At 73.0% G+C, this 15,606-nt stretch carries 15 protein-coding genes and 2 tRNA genes; 10 read left to right on the forward strand and 7 right to left on the reverse strand.

Features of this window, described 5'->3' with window-relative positions; translation table 11 throughout:
* The first annotated feature begins 15 nt into the window (after positions 1–15).
* The 3 genes from ACN6LM_RS11105 (at position 16) to ACN6LM_RS11115 (ending at position 2,554) form a co-directional block, all read left to right on the forward strand.
* A tRNA-Met gene (locus ACN6LM_RS11105) sits at positions 16–89 on the forward strand.
* Between the two features lie 214 nt (positions 90–303).
* Positions 304–2,373 carry a sel1 repeat family protein gene (locus ACN6LM_RS11110; protein WP_445065160.1) on the forward strand — a complete coding sequence of 690 codons (2,070 nt, stop codon included), beginning with the start codon at positions 304–306 and terminating at the stop codon, positions 2,371–2,373.
* 107 nt (positions 2,374–2,480) lie between these two features.
* A tRNA-Met gene (locus ACN6LM_RS11115) sits at positions 2,481–2,554 on the forward strand.
* Between the two features lie 116 nt (positions 2,555–2,670).
* On the opposite strand, the gene ACN6LM_RS11120 is transcribed toward ACN6LM_RS11115, so the two are convergent.
* The gene (locus ACN6LM_RS11120; RefSeq protein ID WP_026242534.1) at positions 2,671–3,090 is read right to left on the reverse strand and encodes a Fur family transcriptional regulator; all 420 of its coding nucleotides are present in this window, start codon (positions 3,088–3,090) and stop codon (positions 2,671–2,673) included.
* A gap of 175 nt (positions 3,091–3,265) precedes the next feature.
* Here ACN6LM_RS11120 and ACN6LM_RS11125 point away from each other — a divergent pair, with 175 nt between their 5' ends.
* Positions 3,266–4,717: a catalase gene (locus tag ACN6LM_RS11125; protein ID WP_445065161.1), complete on the forward strand. Its 1,452-nt coding sequence runs from the start codon at positions 3,266–3,268 to the stop codon at positions 4,715–4,717.
* Positions 4,718–4,787: 70 nt separating this feature from the next.
* On the opposite strand, the gene ACN6LM_RS11130 is transcribed toward ACN6LM_RS11125, so the two are convergent.
* The 6 genes from ACN6LM_RS11130 to ACN6LM_RS11155 all read right to left on the reverse strand — a co-directional run bounded on the left by ACN6LM_RS11130 (position 4,788) and on the right by ACN6LM_RS11155 (position 9,962).
* Positions 4,788–5,189 carry a CBS domain-containing protein gene (locus tag ACN6LM_RS11130; RefSeq protein ID WP_445065162.1) on the reverse strand — a complete coding sequence of 134 codons (402 nt, stop codon included), beginning with the start codon at positions 5,187–5,189 and terminating at the stop codon, positions 4,788–4,790.
* A gap of 185 nt (positions 5,190–5,374) precedes the next feature.
* On the reverse strand, positions 5,375–6,175 hold the full coding sequence (hisN, locus tag ACN6LM_RS11135; protein ID WP_445065163.1) for a histidinol-phosphatase: 801 nt from the start codon (positions 6,173–6,175) through the stop codon (positions 5,375–5,377).
* A 54-nt stretch (positions 6,176–6,229) separates the two neighbouring features.
* Positions 6,230–6,553 (reverse strand): DMT family transporter, encoded by a 324-nt coding sequence (locus ACN6LM_RS11140; protein ID WP_073964058.1) that lies wholly within the window; start codon positions 6,551–6,553, stop codon positions 6,230–6,232.
* A 111-nt stretch (positions 6,554–6,664) separates the two neighbouring features.
* Complete coding sequence (gene rsgA / locus ACN6LM_RS11145) at positions 6,665–7,681, reverse strand: ribosome small subunit-dependent GTPase A (RefSeq protein WP_445065164.1); 1,017 nt, start codon at positions 7,679–7,681, stop codon at positions 6,665–6,667.
* A 3-nt stretch (positions 7,682–7,684) separates the two neighbouring features.
* On the reverse strand, positions 7,685–9,034 hold the full coding sequence (aroA, locus tag ACN6LM_RS11150; protein WP_445065165.1) for a 3-phosphoshikimate 1-carboxyvinyltransferase: 1,350 nt from the start codon (positions 9,032–9,034) through the stop codon (positions 7,685–7,687).
* 214 nt (positions 9,035–9,248) lie between these two features.
* Positions 9,249–9,962: a M50 family metallopeptidase gene (locus ACN6LM_RS11155; RefSeq protein ID WP_164398559.1), complete on the reverse strand. Its 714-nt coding sequence runs from the start codon at positions 9,960–9,962 to the stop codon at positions 9,249–9,251.
* Positions 9,963–10,027: 65 nt separating this feature from the next.
* On the opposite strand from ACN6LM_RS11155, the gene ACN6LM_RS11160 reads away from it, so the two are divergent.
* The 6 genes from ACN6LM_RS11160 (at position 10,028) to ACN6LM_RS11185 (ending at position 15,560) form a co-directional block, all read left to right on the forward strand.
* Positions 10,028–10,843 carry an SOS response-associated peptidase gene (locus ACN6LM_RS11160; RefSeq protein WP_445065166.1) on the forward strand — a complete coding sequence of 272 codons (816 nt, stop codon included), beginning with the start codon at positions 10,028–10,030 and terminating at the stop codon, positions 10,841–10,843.
* A 55-nt stretch (positions 10,844–10,898) separates the two neighbouring features.
* Positions 10,899–11,558: an alpha/beta hydrolase family protein gene (locus ACN6LM_RS11165; RefSeq protein WP_445065167.1), complete on the forward strand. Its 660-nt coding sequence runs from the start codon at positions 10,899–10,901 to the stop codon at positions 11,556–11,558.
* Positions 11,559–11,841: 283 nt separating this feature from the next.
* Positions 11,842–12,498: a sigma-70 family RNA polymerase sigma factor gene (locus ACN6LM_RS11170; RefSeq protein ID WP_018105559.1), complete on the forward strand. Its 657-nt coding sequence runs from the start codon at positions 11,842–11,844 to the stop codon at positions 12,496–12,498.
* On the forward strand, positions 12,495–12,815 hold the full coding sequence (gene rsrA, locus ACN6LM_RS11175) for a mycothiol system anti-sigma-R factor (protein ID WP_164401170.1): 321 nt from the start codon (positions 12,495–12,497) through the stop codon (positions 12,813–12,815). Before ACN6LM_RS11170 ends, rsrA begins: the two co-directional genes overlap by 4 nt.
* 109 nt (positions 12,816–12,924) lie before the next feature.
* On the forward strand, positions 12,925–14,295 hold the full coding sequence (locus ACN6LM_RS11180; RefSeq protein WP_445065168.1) for an HD-GYP domain-containing protein: 1,371 nt from the start codon (positions 12,925–12,927) through the stop codon (positions 14,293–14,295).
* Positions 14,292–15,560, forward strand: coding sequence for an HD-GYP domain-containing protein (locus ACN6LM_RS11185; RefSeq protein WP_445065169.1), 1,269 nt, complete (start codon positions 14,292–14,294; stop codon positions 15,558–15,560). Before ACN6LM_RS11180 ends, ACN6LM_RS11185 begins: the two co-directional genes overlap by 4 nt.
* The last annotated feature ends 46 nt before the right edge of the window (positions 15,561–15,606 follow it).

A 15,606-nucleotide genomic window follows, 5' to 3' on the forward strand; every position in this document is an offset into this window, starting at 1 on the left:
GTTTGAACACAACGACGCGGGGTGGAGCAGCTCGGTAGCTCGCTGGGCTCATAACCCAGAGGTCGCAGGTTCAAATCCTGTCCCCGCTACTGAAAGACGAAGGCCCGGATCCTCCAGGGGATCCGGGCCTTCGTCGTGCCCCGGCGGCCCGTTTCGCCAGGTGGGCGTGAAGTGCGGTTCGAGGGGCACGAGTTGACCGGGGACGTGTTTGACTTGTCTCTCTGTGGGCATGTCGACAAAACGCTGAAGTGACGTCACTGACCGCGATATACCAGGTGTACGCGGGTTACAGGTGGTGCGACGATGGTATTTATGGGGGACAGGGCAACTCTGTTGAAGACAGGGCGGTTTGCGCGGGGTCACGTCCATCCGGCGGAAAAGATGGCGGATGCGGTGTTTGCCGCTGCCGCCGAGCAGTACAAAGACACCATCGAGAGCGTCGAGACCGCCCGGACTTCCGAGAACGCCGAGAACGCGGAGAGTGCCGCGACCGCAGAGACCGCAGAGACCATCGAGGCCGCCGACGGCGTGGAGAACGCCGAGCGGGCGGAGGCCGAGGCGAGCGCCGACAGCGTGGAGGCCGAGGCGCGCCACCGCCGCGCGGCCGACGCCGGAGACACCGCGTCGATGAGCGTCCTCGGCGCGCTGCTCCTGCGCCGGGGCGACCTCACCGGTGCCGAGCCCTATCTGCGTGGCGCCACCGCCGACGGGGACCGGGCCGCCGCCAACAACCTGGGCGTCCTCCTGCACCAGCGCGGCTACCCCGACGAGGCGGCCGGCTGGTGGCGCACCGCCGCCGTGGCCGGGTCCGCCGCAGCCGCGCACGCCCTGGGCCGGCACTTCCGCGAGCGCGGGGACGAGCCCGCCGCCGAGTACTGGCTGCGCCAGTCCGCCGAGCAGGGTCACGCGCTCGGTGCCTACGCCCTCGCCGACCTCCTGGAGCACCGCAGCGACGTCGGCGCCGAGCGCTGGCTGCGCGCCGCCGCCGAGCAGGGCCACCGCGAGGCGGCCTACCGGCTGGCGCGCCTCCTGGAGCGCAACGCCGCCGACGCCGCGCACGAGGTGTTCGGCCGTCCCGGCCTGGGCCCGCGCACCGGCGCGGAGCCCGTCGCGCCCCGCCGCACCGCCGAGGGCGACGGCCCGGTCGCCGGCCCCGGCCACGCGCGCGGCGGCGAGGCCGAGCAGTGGTACCGGCAGGCCGCCGCGCGCGGTCACCGGCGCGCCGCCCTGCACCTCGGCGCGATCCTCGAACAGCGCGGCGAGCTCAAGGAGGCCGGGCGCTGGTACCTCATGTCGGCCAAGGCGGGCGAGGCCCGGGCCGCCTGTGCGCTCGGCTTCCTGCTGCGCGACGCGGGCGACCGGGAGAGCGCCGCCGTGTGGTGGCTGCGCGCCGCCCAGGACGGCGACGGCAACGCCGCGAACGCACTCGGTGCGCTGCACGCGGCCCGGGGCGAGCAGCAGACCGCCGAGCGCTGGTACCGCGCGGCCATGGACGCGGGCGACGTCAACGGCGCGTACAACCTCGGGCTGCTCTGCGCCGCCCAGGACCGCACCGCCCAGGCCGAGCAGTGGTACCGCCGCGCCGCCTACGCGGGCCACCGCGAGGCCGCCAACGCGCTCGCCGTGCTCCTGCTCCAGGCCGGCGACCCGGCCGGCGCCGAGCCCTGGTTCTCCAAGGCGGCCGAGGCGGGCAGCGTCGACGCGGCCTTCAACCTCGGCATCCTCTACGCCGGGCGCGACGAGGACCGCACCGCCCTCCTCTGGTACGAGCGGGCCGCCGCGGCCGGGCACACCGAGGCGGCGCTCCAGGTCGGCATGGCGCTCCTGCACCACGGCGAGGAGCAGGAGGCCGAGCGCCACCTGCGCTGCGCGGCGGGCGGCGGCAGCGCGGAGGCGGCCTTCCGGCTGGCCGGCCTGCTCGACGCGCGGCAGCCGCCGCCGGGGCCGCCCGCGCTGGGCGAGCCGCTGCCCGAGAAGACCGAGTGCGAGGAGTGGTACGAGCGGGCCGCCGAGCAGGGGCACCGCCGGGCCCAGGTCCGCGTCGGCATGCTCGCCGCCTCCCGGGGCGACGTGGAGAGCGCCGGCCACTGGTACCGGGAGGCGGCCGAGTCCGGCAGCCGCAACGGGGCGTTCAACCTCGGCCTGCTCCTGGCCCGCGAGGGCAGCGAGCGCGAGGCCGCCCTGTGGTGGACCCGCGCCGCCGCCGACGGGCACGGCCGGGCGGCGCTGCGCCTCGCCCTGCTCGCCGCGCGCCGCGGTGAGCTGGCGGAGGGGCAGCACTGGTGCGCCCGGGCGGTCGAGCTGGGCCCGGCCGAGGTCGCGGAGCGCGCGGCGCGCCTGCGCGAGGCCCTGCACCAGGAACTGACGGCGTGAGCCCCGGGGCGGCCGGGCCGCCCCGCGTCAGGGCCGCCGCACGAACGAGGCCGCACAAACGAATTTGCGCTGGTCCGAGCCGTCCCGTAGGGTTGTGAACACAACGACGCGGGGTGGAGCAGCTCGGTAGCTCGCTGGGCTCATAACCCAGAGGTCGCAGGTTCAAATCCTGTCCCCGCTACTGAAGGCCGAGGGCCGGATCTTTCCGAAGATCCGGCCCTCGGTCGTATGTGCATGCGGTCGTCCGCGCATGCGGAAACCGCCCCCGGCGCGAGCGCGGGGGGCGGTGCGGCGCGCTCAGGCCGCCGCGGCGCAGTCCGGGCAGATGCCCCGGTAGGTCAGTTCGACGCCCGAGATCGTGAAGCCGAAGCGCTCACCGGCCGGCAAGTCCGCCAGCGGGTCGCCCGACGGGTGCACGTCGCGGATGGCGCCGCACCGCGCGCACACCAGGTGGTGGTGGGCGCGGTGCGCGTTGGGGTCGTAGCGCTTGGCGCGGCGGTCGGTGGAGACCTCGATGACCTCGCCGAGACTCACCATCTCGCCCAGCGTATTGTACACGGTGGCGCGGGAGATCTCGGGCAGCTTGGCCACCGCCCGGGCGTGGACCTCGTCGGCGGTCAGGTGCACATGGTCCCCGTCGAGGACCTCGGCCACGACGCGCCGCTGCGCGGTCATGCGCCAGCCGCGTCCTCGAAGTCGTTCCAGCAGGTCACTCATGGGCGCCAGTCTAGCAGCGCACGGGCCAGGTCTTGAATAGGTGCGACTTTGGATGCTCATTTGACTTGGACTTTGTCCAATGTAGGATCGCTTACGCGTCGGCCAGAGGACAGGCAGGCCGGACGCGGGGCACGGCATGAAGGCATGACGTGCGGAAACGACGCAGGAGGCGCACGTGACGCAGGGACCGCTCACCACGGAGGCAGGCGCACCGGTCGCCGACAACCAGAACAGCGAGACCGCCGGTGCCGGCGGCCCGGTCCTGGTGCAGGACCAGCTGCTGATGGAGAAGCTGGCGCACTTCAACCGCGAGCGCATTCCGGAGCGCGTGGTGCACGCCCGGGGCGCCGGCGCGTACGGGACGTTCACGCTGACCCGTGACGTGTCGCGGTGGACACGGGCGAAGTTCCTCTCGGAGGTCGGCAAGCAGACCGAGACGTTCCTGCGCTTCTCCACCGTCGCGGGCAACCTCGGCGCCGCCGACGCCGTGCGCGACCCGCGCGGCTTCGCGCTGAAGTTCTACACCGAGGACGGCAACTACGACCTCGTCGGCAACAACACCCCGGTGTTCTTCATCCGGGACGCCATCAAGTTCCCCGACTTCATCCACACCCAGAAGCGCGACCCGTACACCGGCTCCCAGGAGGCGGACAACGTCTGGGACTTCTGGGGGCTCTCGCCCGAGTCCACCCACCAGGTGACCTGGCTCTTCGGCGACCGGGGCATCCCCGCCACGTACCGGCACATGGACGGCTTCGGCTCGCACACCTACCAGTGGCAGAACGAGGCGGGCGAGGTCTTCTGGGTCAAGTACCACTTCAAGACCGACCAGGGCATCGAGAACCTCACCACCGAGGAGGCCGTCCGCCTCTCCGGCGTGGACCCGGACAGCCACCAGCGGGACCTGCGCGAGTCCATCGAGCGCGGTGACTTCCCGTCCTGGACCGTGCAGGTGCAGATCATGCCGGCGGCCGACGCGGCGACCTACCGCTTCAACCCGTTCGACCTCACCAAGGTGTGGCCGCACGCGGACTACCCGCCGGTCGAGATCGGCAAGCTGGAGCTCAACCGCAACCCGGAGAACATCTTCGCCGAGGTCGAGCAGTCCGTCTTCAGCCCGGCGCACTTCGTGCCCGGTATCGGTCCGTCCCCCGACAAGATGCTCCAGGGCCGTCTCTTCGCGTACGGCGACGCGCACCGCTACCGCGTCGGCATCAACGCCGACCACCTCCCGGTGAACCGCCCGCACGCCACCGAGGCGCGGACCAACAGCCGGGACGGCTACCTGTACGACGGCCGCCACAAGGGCGCGAAGAACTACGAGCCCAACAGCTTCGGCGGCCCCGCCGAGACGGGCCGGCCGCTCTCGGGCGCCACCCCCGTCGCGGGCGTCACGGGCAACCACCCGACCCCGCTCCACGCCGAGGACGACGACTTCACGCAGGCCGGGAACCTCTACCGGCTCATGACCGAGGACGAGAAGGCCCGGCTGGTCGACAACCTCTCCGGCTTCATCGCCAAGGTCTCGCGCGACGACATCGCCGAACGCGCGATCGGCAACTTCCGCCGTGCCGACGAGGACTTCGGCAAGCGGCTGGAGGCGGCCGTGCAGGCGCTGCGCGCCTGAGTCCTCACGGCCGTACCGGCCCGGCCCCGCACCCGCGGGGGCCGGGCCGGTCGTATGCGCGGGGCGGCCGTCAGCCGACCAGTGCGGCCGGGCGGCGGGGCGCGGGGGTCCAGCAGCGGATGATGTCGCGGACCGAGACGATGCCGGCCGGGCCGCCGTCGTCCAGGACGATCAGGTGGCGGAAGCCGCCGTGCGTCATGGCCGCCGCGGCTTCTTCCAGAGTCCAGCCGGGCGCGGCGAAGACCACGTCGGTGGTGGTGTGGGAGGAGGCCGTCTCGGTGTCGGGGTCCTGGCCCGAGCCGACGGCGTTGAGGATGTCGCGCTCGGTCAGGATGCCGAGCCCGCAGGTATCGGGGTCGTGGACGACGGCCGCCCCGATCCGGCGGGCCGACATCAGCCGGGCGGCCTGGCGCAGCGTATGGGCCGGGCCGATGGTGAGGACCATCGTGCTCATGGCGTCACGGACGAGCATGAAGGGTGCCACCTCCTCTGTGAAGCGACCGCGTGAGTCGATTCACAAGTTCACAAGTGGGGGAATCCTCAGAGTTGCACCGATGTGGGAGGGCGACAAGGGGGCGCGAAGATCAGAAGAGGGGCGCGCGGACCTGCCGCACGCCCCTCGAATGCCCTCGACGCCGCCCTGCGGGCGGGGCGCACTCAGTAACGCTGGTTCAGGTAACCCAGCAGCTCGCGGTGGAGCGCGCCGTTCGACGCCGCTCCGTTCCCGCCGCCCGGCCCGTCCACACCGTCCAGACTGGTGAACCGGCCGCCCGCCTCCTGGACGACGATTGCGTTCGCCGCCATGTCCCACAGCGAGAGCTCCGGCTCCGCGCACATGTCCACGGACCCCTCGGCGACCATCATGTACGGCCAGAAGTCCCCGTAACCCCGGGTGCGCCAGCAGGCCCGGGTCAGGTCCAGGAACCCGTCGAGCCGCCCCTGCTCCTCCCAGCCGGTCAGCGAGGAGTACGCGAACGAGGCGTCCGCGATCCGCTCCACCTGGGAGACCTGGAGCCGGGTCGCGGAGGTCAGGCTGCGGCCGGTGTACGCACCCGAGCCCTTCGCCGCCCACCAGCGCCGGCTCAGCGCGGGCGCGGACACGACCCCCACGACGGGCTGGAAGCCGTTCTCCCCGGCTTCCATGAGCGAGATGAGCGTCGCCCAGACGGGCACGCCCCGTACGTAGTTCTTGGTGCCGTCGATCGGGTCGATCACCCAGCGCCGCGGGCCCGTGCCCTCGATGCCGTACTCCTCGCCCAGGATCGCGTCGCGCGGGCGCGCCCGGTGCAGATGGCCCCGGATCAACTCCTCGGCGGCCTTGTCGGCCTCACTCACCGGCGTCATGTCCGGCTTGGTCTCGACCTTGAGGTCCAGAGCCTTGAACCGGTCCATCGTCACCGCGTCGGCGGCGTCCGCCAGTACGTGGGCCAGGCGCAGATCATCGTGGTAATCGGGCATGCCGTCACAGTATCGACCCGCGGGTGAGCCGGGCCACACAGGCCCGGAGCGCGGTCAGTGCGCGGAGCCGGAGAGCTGGAGGCCGATCACGCCGAGGATCACCAGGGAAATCGACACCAGCTTGAGCGTGGAGACCACGTCACCGAGGAAGATCATGCCGTAGATGGCCGTGCCCGCCGCGCCGATGCCGGTCCACACCGCGTAGGCGGGCCCGACGTCGAGCTTCTTCAGGGACAGCGTCAGCAGACCGAAGCTGCCCAGCGCGAAGACGCAGAACGCGATGGTCGGCCACAGCCGGGTGAAGCCGTGCGAGAGCTTCAGGCAGACCGCGAACCCGGTCTCCAGAAGTCCCGCGACCACGACCAGCAGCCATGCCATCGTCCGCACCCTCCCACATCGCCGACCGCCCCGCACCGGCCGGTGCCGCTGGGCGTGATTATGCACTTACCGGAAGCGAGTGATCGCAAACGTTTCCGGCCCGGTCGGAGATCAGTCGCCGTCGCGCCTGTTCCGGGTGGAGAGCAGCCGGCGCAGCGAGTCCAGCCGCGCCGGGTCCGCGTGCCCCGCCGCCACCCAGGCGTCCAGCGCGCATTCCGGTTCGTGGCTGTCGTGCGTGCAGCCGCGCGGGCACTCCTCCGTACCGGGCTGGAGGTCCGGGAAGGCGTTGATGACGCGCGACGGGTCGATGTGGTTCAGCCCGAACGAGCGCACCCCGGGGGTGTCGATCACCCAGCCCCGGTAACCCGGCAGCGGCAGCGCCAGGGCCGACGTGGTGGTGTGCCGGCCCCGGCCGGTCACCGCGTTCACGACCCCCGTGGTGCGCCGTTTCTCCTTCGGCACCAGCGCGTTGACCAGCGTGGTCTTGCCGACGCCCGAGTGCCCGACGAACGCCGTCACCCGGCCGTCGAGCTGCTCGCGCACCCGGTCCGCCGCATCCCCGTTCTCCAGTTCCTCGCGGCTGGTGACGACGAACGGCACCCCCAGCGGGGTGTACGCGCCCAGCAGCGTGTCCGGGGACGCGAGGTCGGACTTGGTCAGCACCAGGAGCGGGGAGAGCCCCCCGTCGTACGCGGCGACCAGGCACCGGTCGATCATGCGCGGACGCGGTTCCGGATCGGCCAGCGCGGTCACGATCGCCAGCTGGTCCGCGTTGGCCACGACCACCCGCTCGAACGGGTCGTCGTCGTCCGCCGTCCGGCGCAGCACCGAGCGCCGCTCACCGATGCGGACGATCCGGGCGAGGGTGTCCTTGTCGCCGGACAGGTCGCCGACGAGCGAGACGGTGTCGCCCACCACCGCGGCCTTGCGGCCCAGTTCGCGGGCCTTCATCGCGACGATCGTGCGGTCGCCGACCAGGACGGTGAGGCGGCCCCGGTCCACGGTGAGGACCATGCCGTCCTCGGCGTCCTCGTGCTTGGGCCGGATGTGGGTGCGCGGGCGGTTGCCCTTGCGGTTGGGGCGGACGCGGATGTCGTCCTCGTCCGGGTTCTTGCCGTAGCGGCGCATGTCTCAGGCCCCGAGCATTCCGGTCCACATCTGCGGGAAGTCCGGCAGGGTCTTGGCGGTCGTCGCCACGTTCTCGATCTCCACTCCGGGGACGGCAAGACCGATGACGGACCCCGCGGTGGCCATCCGGTGGTCGTCGTACGTATGGAAGGTACCGCCGTGCAGCGGGCGCGGGCGGATGTGCAGGCCGTCCGCCGTCTCGGTGACGTCGCCGCCCAGCTCGTTGATCTCCTTGGTGAGCGCGGCCAGCCGGTCCGTCTCGTGCAGCCTCAGATGCGCGACGCCGCTCAGCGTGGAGGGGGAGTCGGCCAGCGCGGCGACGGCGGCGATGCCCGGGGTGAGCTCGCCGACCTCGGAGAGGTCCACGTCGATGCCGTGGACGCGGCCGGAGCCGGTGAAGGTCAGCCCGTGCTCGGTGAGTTCGCAGCTGCCGCCCATCGCGGTGAAGATCTCGCGCAGCGCGTCACCGGGCTGCGTGGTGTGCGCCGGCCAGTCCGGGATGGTCACCCGGCCGCCCGTGACCAGCGCCGCCGCCAGGAACGGCTGGGCGTTGGACAGGTCCGGCTCGATGGTCAGGTCGCGGCCGAGGAGCGCCGAGGGGGAGACCCGCCAGACGTTCGGCTCGCCGCCCGTCTCCGGCTCGTCCACCTGCGCGCCGACGGCCCGGAGCATGTCGACGGTCATCCGGATGTGCGGCATCGAGGGCAGCCGGTCGCCGGTGTGCCGGACCTCCACGCCCTGGTTGAAGCGCGGCGCGGACAGCAGCAGCGCCGAGACGAACTGGGAGGACGAGGAGGCGTCGATCGCGACCGGCCCGCCGTCCAGCGCGCCGCCGCCGTGCACGGTCATCGGCAGCGAACCCCGGGAGTCGTCGTCGATCCGGGCACCGAGGACCCGCAGGGCCTCGATCACCCCGGTCAGCGGACGCTCGTAGGAGCGGGGGTCGCCGTCGAAGCGGACGGGGCCGTCGGCGAGCGTGGCCACCGGGGGCAGGAAGCGCATGACCGTACCGGCGTTGCCGACGTCGACGGTGACCGGGCCGTGCAGCGGGGCCGGGATGACCCGCCATGCCTCGCCCGCGGCCTCCGGACCGCCGGCCGCGCCGGTCGCCGAGGAGCTGGAGGACACCGTCTCCTCGATGCGTACGCCCATCGCCCGGAGCGCGTCCGCCATCAGCAGGGTGTCCCGGGAGCGCAGCGGGCGGCGCAGCCAGCCCGGCTCCGAGGAGAGCGCGGCGAGCACCAGCGCGCGGTTCGTGACCGACTTGGAACCGGGCACCGTGACGGTCGCGTCGACGGCCCCGCTCGCGAAGGGGGCGGGCCAGAGGGCGGGGTGTACGGCGCTTTCGGTCATGCGCTCACTTTAGGTCCTGTCCGGAGTTCCCCGCCTGCGCCCCGACGCCCGGCACGCACGCTCGCCGCACGGGGTCGCAGGACAGGTGGCTCCGCCACATGACCTGCGACCCCGCACACCGATCGCACGCACCGACCGCCGCTGCGCCCGCGCTCCGCGCGGGCGACGGGGAACTCCGGACAGGACCTGGAGGTCTGCCCCGGAGTGAGCCCGGTCACAGGCCCAGCAGCCAGCGCCCGCCGCCGATCAGGGAGCACAGCGACACCGCGTGGAACAGGAACAGCCACAGCGCCGCCGGGACGTCGGTCAGCCGGGACAGCTGGTCCGCGTCCGAGTCCGGCGCCCCGCCGTGCCGCCGCTTCGACTGGAGCTCGAACACCGGGCGTACGCCGCCCAGCAGCAGGAACCAGACCGCGCTGTACGCGAACAGCGACTGCCAGGCGGGCGAGGCCAGCCACGAGACCAGCAGGAACACCGAACCGGTGAGGATCACCGTCAGCGCCCCGTACACATTGCGGATCATCACCAGCATCACCGCGAGCAGGGCGGTCGCCAGCCACAGCAGCAGGGTGATCCGGCCGTCCACCAGCAGCCAGGCGCCGCCGAGTCCCAGCAGCGAGGGTGCGGTGTAGCCCGCCGCCGCGGTCAGCACCATGCCGATCCCCGTCGGCTTGCCCCGGCTCACCGTCAGACCGCTGGTGTCCGAGTGCAGCCGGATGCCCGAGAGCTGCCGGCCGGAGAGCAGGGCGACCAGCCCGTGGCCGCCCTCGTGCGCGATGGTGATCGCGTTCCGGGACATCCGCCACAAGATGTTCGGCACGACCGCGATGAGCGCCGCGGTCGCGGTCACCACCACCAGCCACTGCTCCGGGGCGGGCTGGGTGCCGGTGACGCGGTCCCACAGGTTGCCGAGATCGGTGCTGTCCATGGGGCGGGCGGCTCCTTACCGGATCGGGGGCCGTCCGGGACGGCGGTCGTGGCAGTCTGGCACTTATGTGCGGACGGTATGCAGCGAGTCGGCGGCCCGAGGACCTGACCGGACTCTTCCAGGTGGAGAAGTGGGAACCGGCCGAGACGCTGGAACCCGATTACAACGTGGCGCCGACCAAGGAGGTCTACGCCGTACTGGAACGTCCTGTGAAGGACGCCGACGACCAGCGTCCGGTTCGCCAGCTGCGGGCCCTGAAATGGGGGCTCGTCCCGTCCTGGGCCAAGAACCCGGAGGGCGCCGCCCGGATGATCAACGCCCGGGCCGAGACCGTCCACGAGAAGCCGTCCTTCCGCCGCCCCTTCGCCTCCCGGCGCTGCATCCTCCCCGCCGACGGCTATTACGAGTGGGTGACCGGCGCCGAGGAACGGCAGTTGGAGGAGAAGGGCCGCCGCAAGCGCCCCCGTAAGCAGCCGTACTTCGTGACCCCGGCCGACGGCTCGGTCTTCGCGATGGCCGGACTGTACGAGTTCTGGCGCGACCGCACCCTGCCCGACGACCACCCGCAGGCGTGGTGGGTCACCTGCTCGGTGATCACCACCGAGGCGGAGACCGGCCCGCTCGCCGTCGCCCCGGCCGACGGACCGGCCTCGCTCTCCGACATCCACCCCCGGATGCCGCTGATGCTCACTCCGGACCGCTGGGACGACTGGCTGGACCCCTCGCGCACCGACGTCGAGGAGCTGCGCGCCCTGCTCGCACCGCCGCCGCCCGGCCTGATGCGCGCCTACCCCGTCGCGACCGCCGTCAGCAACGTCCGCAACAACGGCCCCGAGCTGAAGGACGAGCTGGCCGAGCCCGAGGTGAGGACCCTCTTCTGAGCCGTACGCGACGGGGCTCGCGCCGTCCCCGTACCGCCCGCCGGGTGTTGGTTGGATGGACACCGTGAACACCGACGACGTGACCCCCCGCGCCGAGACCGTCGAGACGGGGGCCGGCACCGCCCGCGTCACCTGGCTCGCCGCCCCGGCCCCGCGCCTCGTGCTCGCCCTCGGCCACGGCGCCGGCGGCGGCATCGAGGCCCGCGACCTCCGGGCCCTCGGCGCCGCGCTGCCCGCGCACGGCGTGAGCGTCGCCCTCGTGGAGCAGCCCTGGCGGGTGGCCGGCAAGAAGCTCGCGCCCGCCCCGAAGACCCTGGACACCGGCTGGCGCGGACTCTGGCCGGCCCTCACCGCCCCCGGGCTGCCGGTCGTCGCCGGGGGACGCAGCGCCGGGGCCCGCGTGGCCTGCCGCACCGCCGCCGAGCTCGGGGCCCGGGCGGTCCTCGCGCTCAGCTTCCCGCTGCACCCGCCGGGCCGCCCCGAGAAGACCCGCGCCGACGAGCTGCTGGGCTGCGGGGTGGACGCGCTCGTCGTCCAGGGCGGCAACGACCCGTTCGGGAAGCCCGCCGAATTCCCGCCCGGCGACTACCGGATCACCGAAGTGCCGTACGGCGACCACGGCTTCTCCGTACCCAAGAAGTCCGGGCTCACGGAGGAGGACGCGATGCGGATCCTCACCGGATCCGTCGCCGCGTGGCTGGCGGATCCGACGTGACACGGGACCCCCGCAGCCCCGGGAATGCCCGGCGGGGGGCCGCTGTTGTTCGGGACATCGGTACGCCAACGTCGTAAGTGGAGAGGGAGTCCGTCGCATGGGTTCGACCATCTGCCCACGTCGCTCGAACACCGCTGACCTGGAGTGGACGGTCCTGCACGCGGCCAAGACCACTCCCGAGCGGTCACTCGGCCGAACGGAACGACAGCCCGCGCCGGACCAAGGTCGACTATTCTCCGATTCGAGCGGGTCCGGTTTCGGCTCCGCCCCAGCGTTGGAGGAGGTGGGTCCGGTCACTGGGACCGACACAGGGACCGACGACGGCCGCCCGCAGGAGACGACGGCCGAGCGCAACGCGCGTTTCGAGCGCGACGCCCTCGGTTTCCTCGACCAGATGTACTCGGCCGCCCTGCGCATGACGCGCAATCCCGCGGACGCCGAGGACCTGGTCCAGGAGACGTATGCCAAGGCGTACGGCTCCTTCCACCAGTTCCGTGAGGGCACCAACCTCAAGGCGTGGATGTACCGCATCCTCACCAACACCTTCATCAACTCGTACCGCAAGAAGCAGCGCGAACCCCAGCGCAGTGCCGCCGAGGAGATCGAGGACTGGCAGCTGGCCCGCGCCGAGTCGCACATGTCGACCGGGCTGCGCTCCGCCGAGTCGCAGGCTCTCGACCACCTGCCCGACTCGGACGTGAAGTCCGCGTTGCAGGCGATCCCCGAGGAGTTCCGCATCGCGGTCTATCTCGCCGATGTCGAGGGCTTTGCCTACAAGGAGATCGCGGACATCATGGGGACTCCCATCGGTACGGTGATGTCCCGACTGCACCGGGGCCGCCGTCAACTGCGCGGCATGCTGGAGGACTACGCCCGTGACCGCGGGCTCGTCCCCGCCGGCGCCGGTGAGTCGGACGATCGGAAAGGCTCGGGCTCATGAGCTGCGGAGAGCCGCACGAGACGGAGTGCGCAGAGGTCCTCGATCACCTCTACGAGTTCCTCGACCGGGAGATGCCCGACAGCGACTGCACCAAGTTCGAGGAGCACTTCGTCGAGTGCTCCCCGTGTCTGGAGAAGTACGGCCTGGAGCAGGCCGTCAAGAAGCTGGTGAAGCGCTGCTGCGGCCAGGACGACGTGCCGGCCGACCTGCGCTCCAAGGTGATGGGCCGCATCGACCTCATCCGCTCGGGCCAGGCGGTGCCGGAACAGGACGTCGCGGTCTCCGGCCCCGAGGTGCCGAGCGCGGCCAAGGAGTAGCCGGTCCTCGCTTCACCCGAACGTGCTAATCGCCCCCAACGGCACCCGCCGGGACCATCCCGCTCGTTAGCGTGGCCCCTTCACGAGCGGAGCTGGGGGGCGAGCGAGGGTGAGAGCCACACGTGGGGCGGCGCGGGCCCATATCGGCGCCGTCGCCCTCGGCGCGGCCCTGTGCGCCGGGCCCGCCCTGCGGCCGGGCGCCGCCACCCCCTGGACCACCCTCGCCCTGCTCGCCGGCCTCTACCTCGCCTGCGAACTCCTCGGCCGCCACCCCTTTCCGGCCGGCTTCGTCGGTGCGGGTTCCTTCTTCCCGCTGCTGCTCGCCGCCGCCTTCCTGCTCCCGCCCCCGGCGGCGGCGCTCGTCGCCGTCCCCGGCTCCCTCACGGGCCGGGCCGGCAAACCGCCCGCCGCCGCCCGCCGGATCTGGCGCGCCGCCGAGCTGGCCGTCGCCGTCTGGGCGGCCGCCCGCGTCCACGCGCTGCTCGGCGGGCCCGCCGCGCTCGGCAGCCCGCCCGACCTCCCCTACGCGCTGCTGCCCGTCTGCGCGGCGGCGCTGGCCTTCAGCGCCGTGCTCGCCGCCCTCGACGGCTCGATCCTGCTCGTCGCGGAACAGCTGCCCGTCCGGCGCGCCTGGCGCGGACTCCTGACGCGCTCGCTCGCCCCCCACCTGGTGCACGGCCTCGCCGGGCTGATGATGGCCGTCCTCTGGAACAGCTCGTACGGGCCGCTCGCCGCGCTCTTCGTCCTGCTGCCCATGTGCATCTCCTGCTGGGTCTACGCCCAGTACCACCGCGAGCACGCCGCGCACCGGGCCACCATCAGGGCGCTCGTCCAGGCGGTCGACATCAAGGACACCTACACCCGGGGCCACAGCGAACGGGTCGGCCGCGCCTCCGTCCTCATCGCCCGCGAACTCGGCCTCGACCAGGAGCGCGTCGAGGTCCTCCGGTTCGCCGGCATCCTCCACGACGTCGGCAAGCTGGGCGTCCCCACCCGGGTCCTGCGCAAGGACGGCCCGCTCACCCCCGAGGAGCGGCGCGTCATCGAGCTGCACCCGGAGTACGGGCACGAGATCGTCCGGGGCATCGGCTTCCTCGGCGAGGCCAGGGCCGCGATCCTGCACCACCACGAACGCCTCGACGGCAGCGGCTATCCGTACGGGCTCTCCGGCCGGGGCATCCCCGAGTGCGCCCGCATCGTCGCGGTCGCCGACGCCTTCGACGCCATGACCTCCACCCGCTCCTACCGGCGGGGCCGGCCGGTCCCGGCCGCGGTGGAGGAGCTGAAGCGGTGCGCGGGCACGCAGTTCGACCCGCAGATGGTGCGGGCCCTGGCGCGTGGCCTGGAGCGGTACGGCTGGTCCGGGGCCGTCACGGCGGACGAGGCGCGGCTGCCTCCGCCCCGGGAGAAGGCCGCCGGGCCCGTCCCCGCGCCGCTGAGCTCCCGGCCGGACGGTGCCGACGGGCAGGGGCGCCGGTGACCCCGGGCCCCGCGACCCTGGGCCTGCGCGGCGCCGCCCTCGTCCTCGCCGCCGCCGGGCTCGGGCACACCCTCTGGCGCGGGGTCCACGATCCGGGGCACGCCCTCGCCTTCGGCGCCCTCATCACCATCGGGGAGCTGGCCCGCTGGGGCGCCCTCCCCGGCGAGCGGGAGCCCGCGCCCCTCGGGGCCGCCGGGGCGCTCGCGTACGCCCTGCTCGGGCGCAGCGGCGGGCAGCCCACCAGCCACGGGGCCCTCCAGGTCGTCGCGGTCGTCGCCGCGGCCCAGCTCGTCGCCTCGGTGCCGCAGCTGGCACGGGGCGACGGACCGGGCGCCGACCAGGTGGCCCGGCGGCTGCTCACCGTGACCTTCGCGGCGGTCTGCTTCCAGCCGCTGTACAACGCGGGCGGCAGCCAGCGGTGGTTCGGCGACGGTCCGTACTACGCGGCCTTCCTGCTCCTGCTGCTCGGCCTGACCGCCCTCTGCGACGCCGTGCTCGCCGCGCTCCTGCAGCGGGCCCGCACCCGGCCGCGCGGCTCCCGGGCCGCCCCCACCCCGTACGGCCCGCTGCTCCGCGACGAGCTGCGGGCGCTCACCGGCATCGGCTCGGCCGTCTGCGCGACCGGCGCGGTCATGGCGCTCGGGGTCGCCGCCGCCGGACTGTGGGCGCTGCCCGTGCTCTGCGTACCGCTGCTGCTCACCCAGCTCTCGTACCGCAGGTTCGCCGCCGTGCGCACCACGTACCGGCAGACGATCGCCTCGCTCGCCCGGTCCACCGAGATCGCCGGCTACACCCCGCACGGCCACGCCCGCCGGGTGGCCGAGCTGTGCACGGCCGTCGGGCGCGAGATGGGCCTGTCCGGGCCCGAGCTCACCGTCCTGGAGTACGCCGCGCTGATGCACGACATCGGCCAGCTCTCCCTGGTCGACCCGGTGCCGGACGGGGCGACGGCCCTGCTGCCGGCCGCCGAACAGCGCCGGATCGCGCTGCTCGGCGGGGCGGTGGTCCGGCAGACCGGGGTCGACGCGAAGGTCGCCGTCGTGGTGGAGCGGCAGGCCGACCCCTACCGAGAGCAGCCGCTGTCCGCCAGGATCGTCCGGGCGGTGAACGCATACGACGACCTCAGCGGGGAAAGTCTCTCCGGGCCACTGGGTGCGCTGGAACATCTCAGGCTCGGAACCGGGCACGACTACCAGCCGCAGGTGGTGGAGTCACTGGCCCGGGTTCTGGCCCGCGGCGGTCTGACCCCCGTGCCGCCCGGGTAACCGATGGGTAATGAGCGGGCGTCCGGCCCGGCATGGTTGGATGCGA

Source organism: Streptomyces sp. SAS_281 (genome assembly GCF_052542855.1).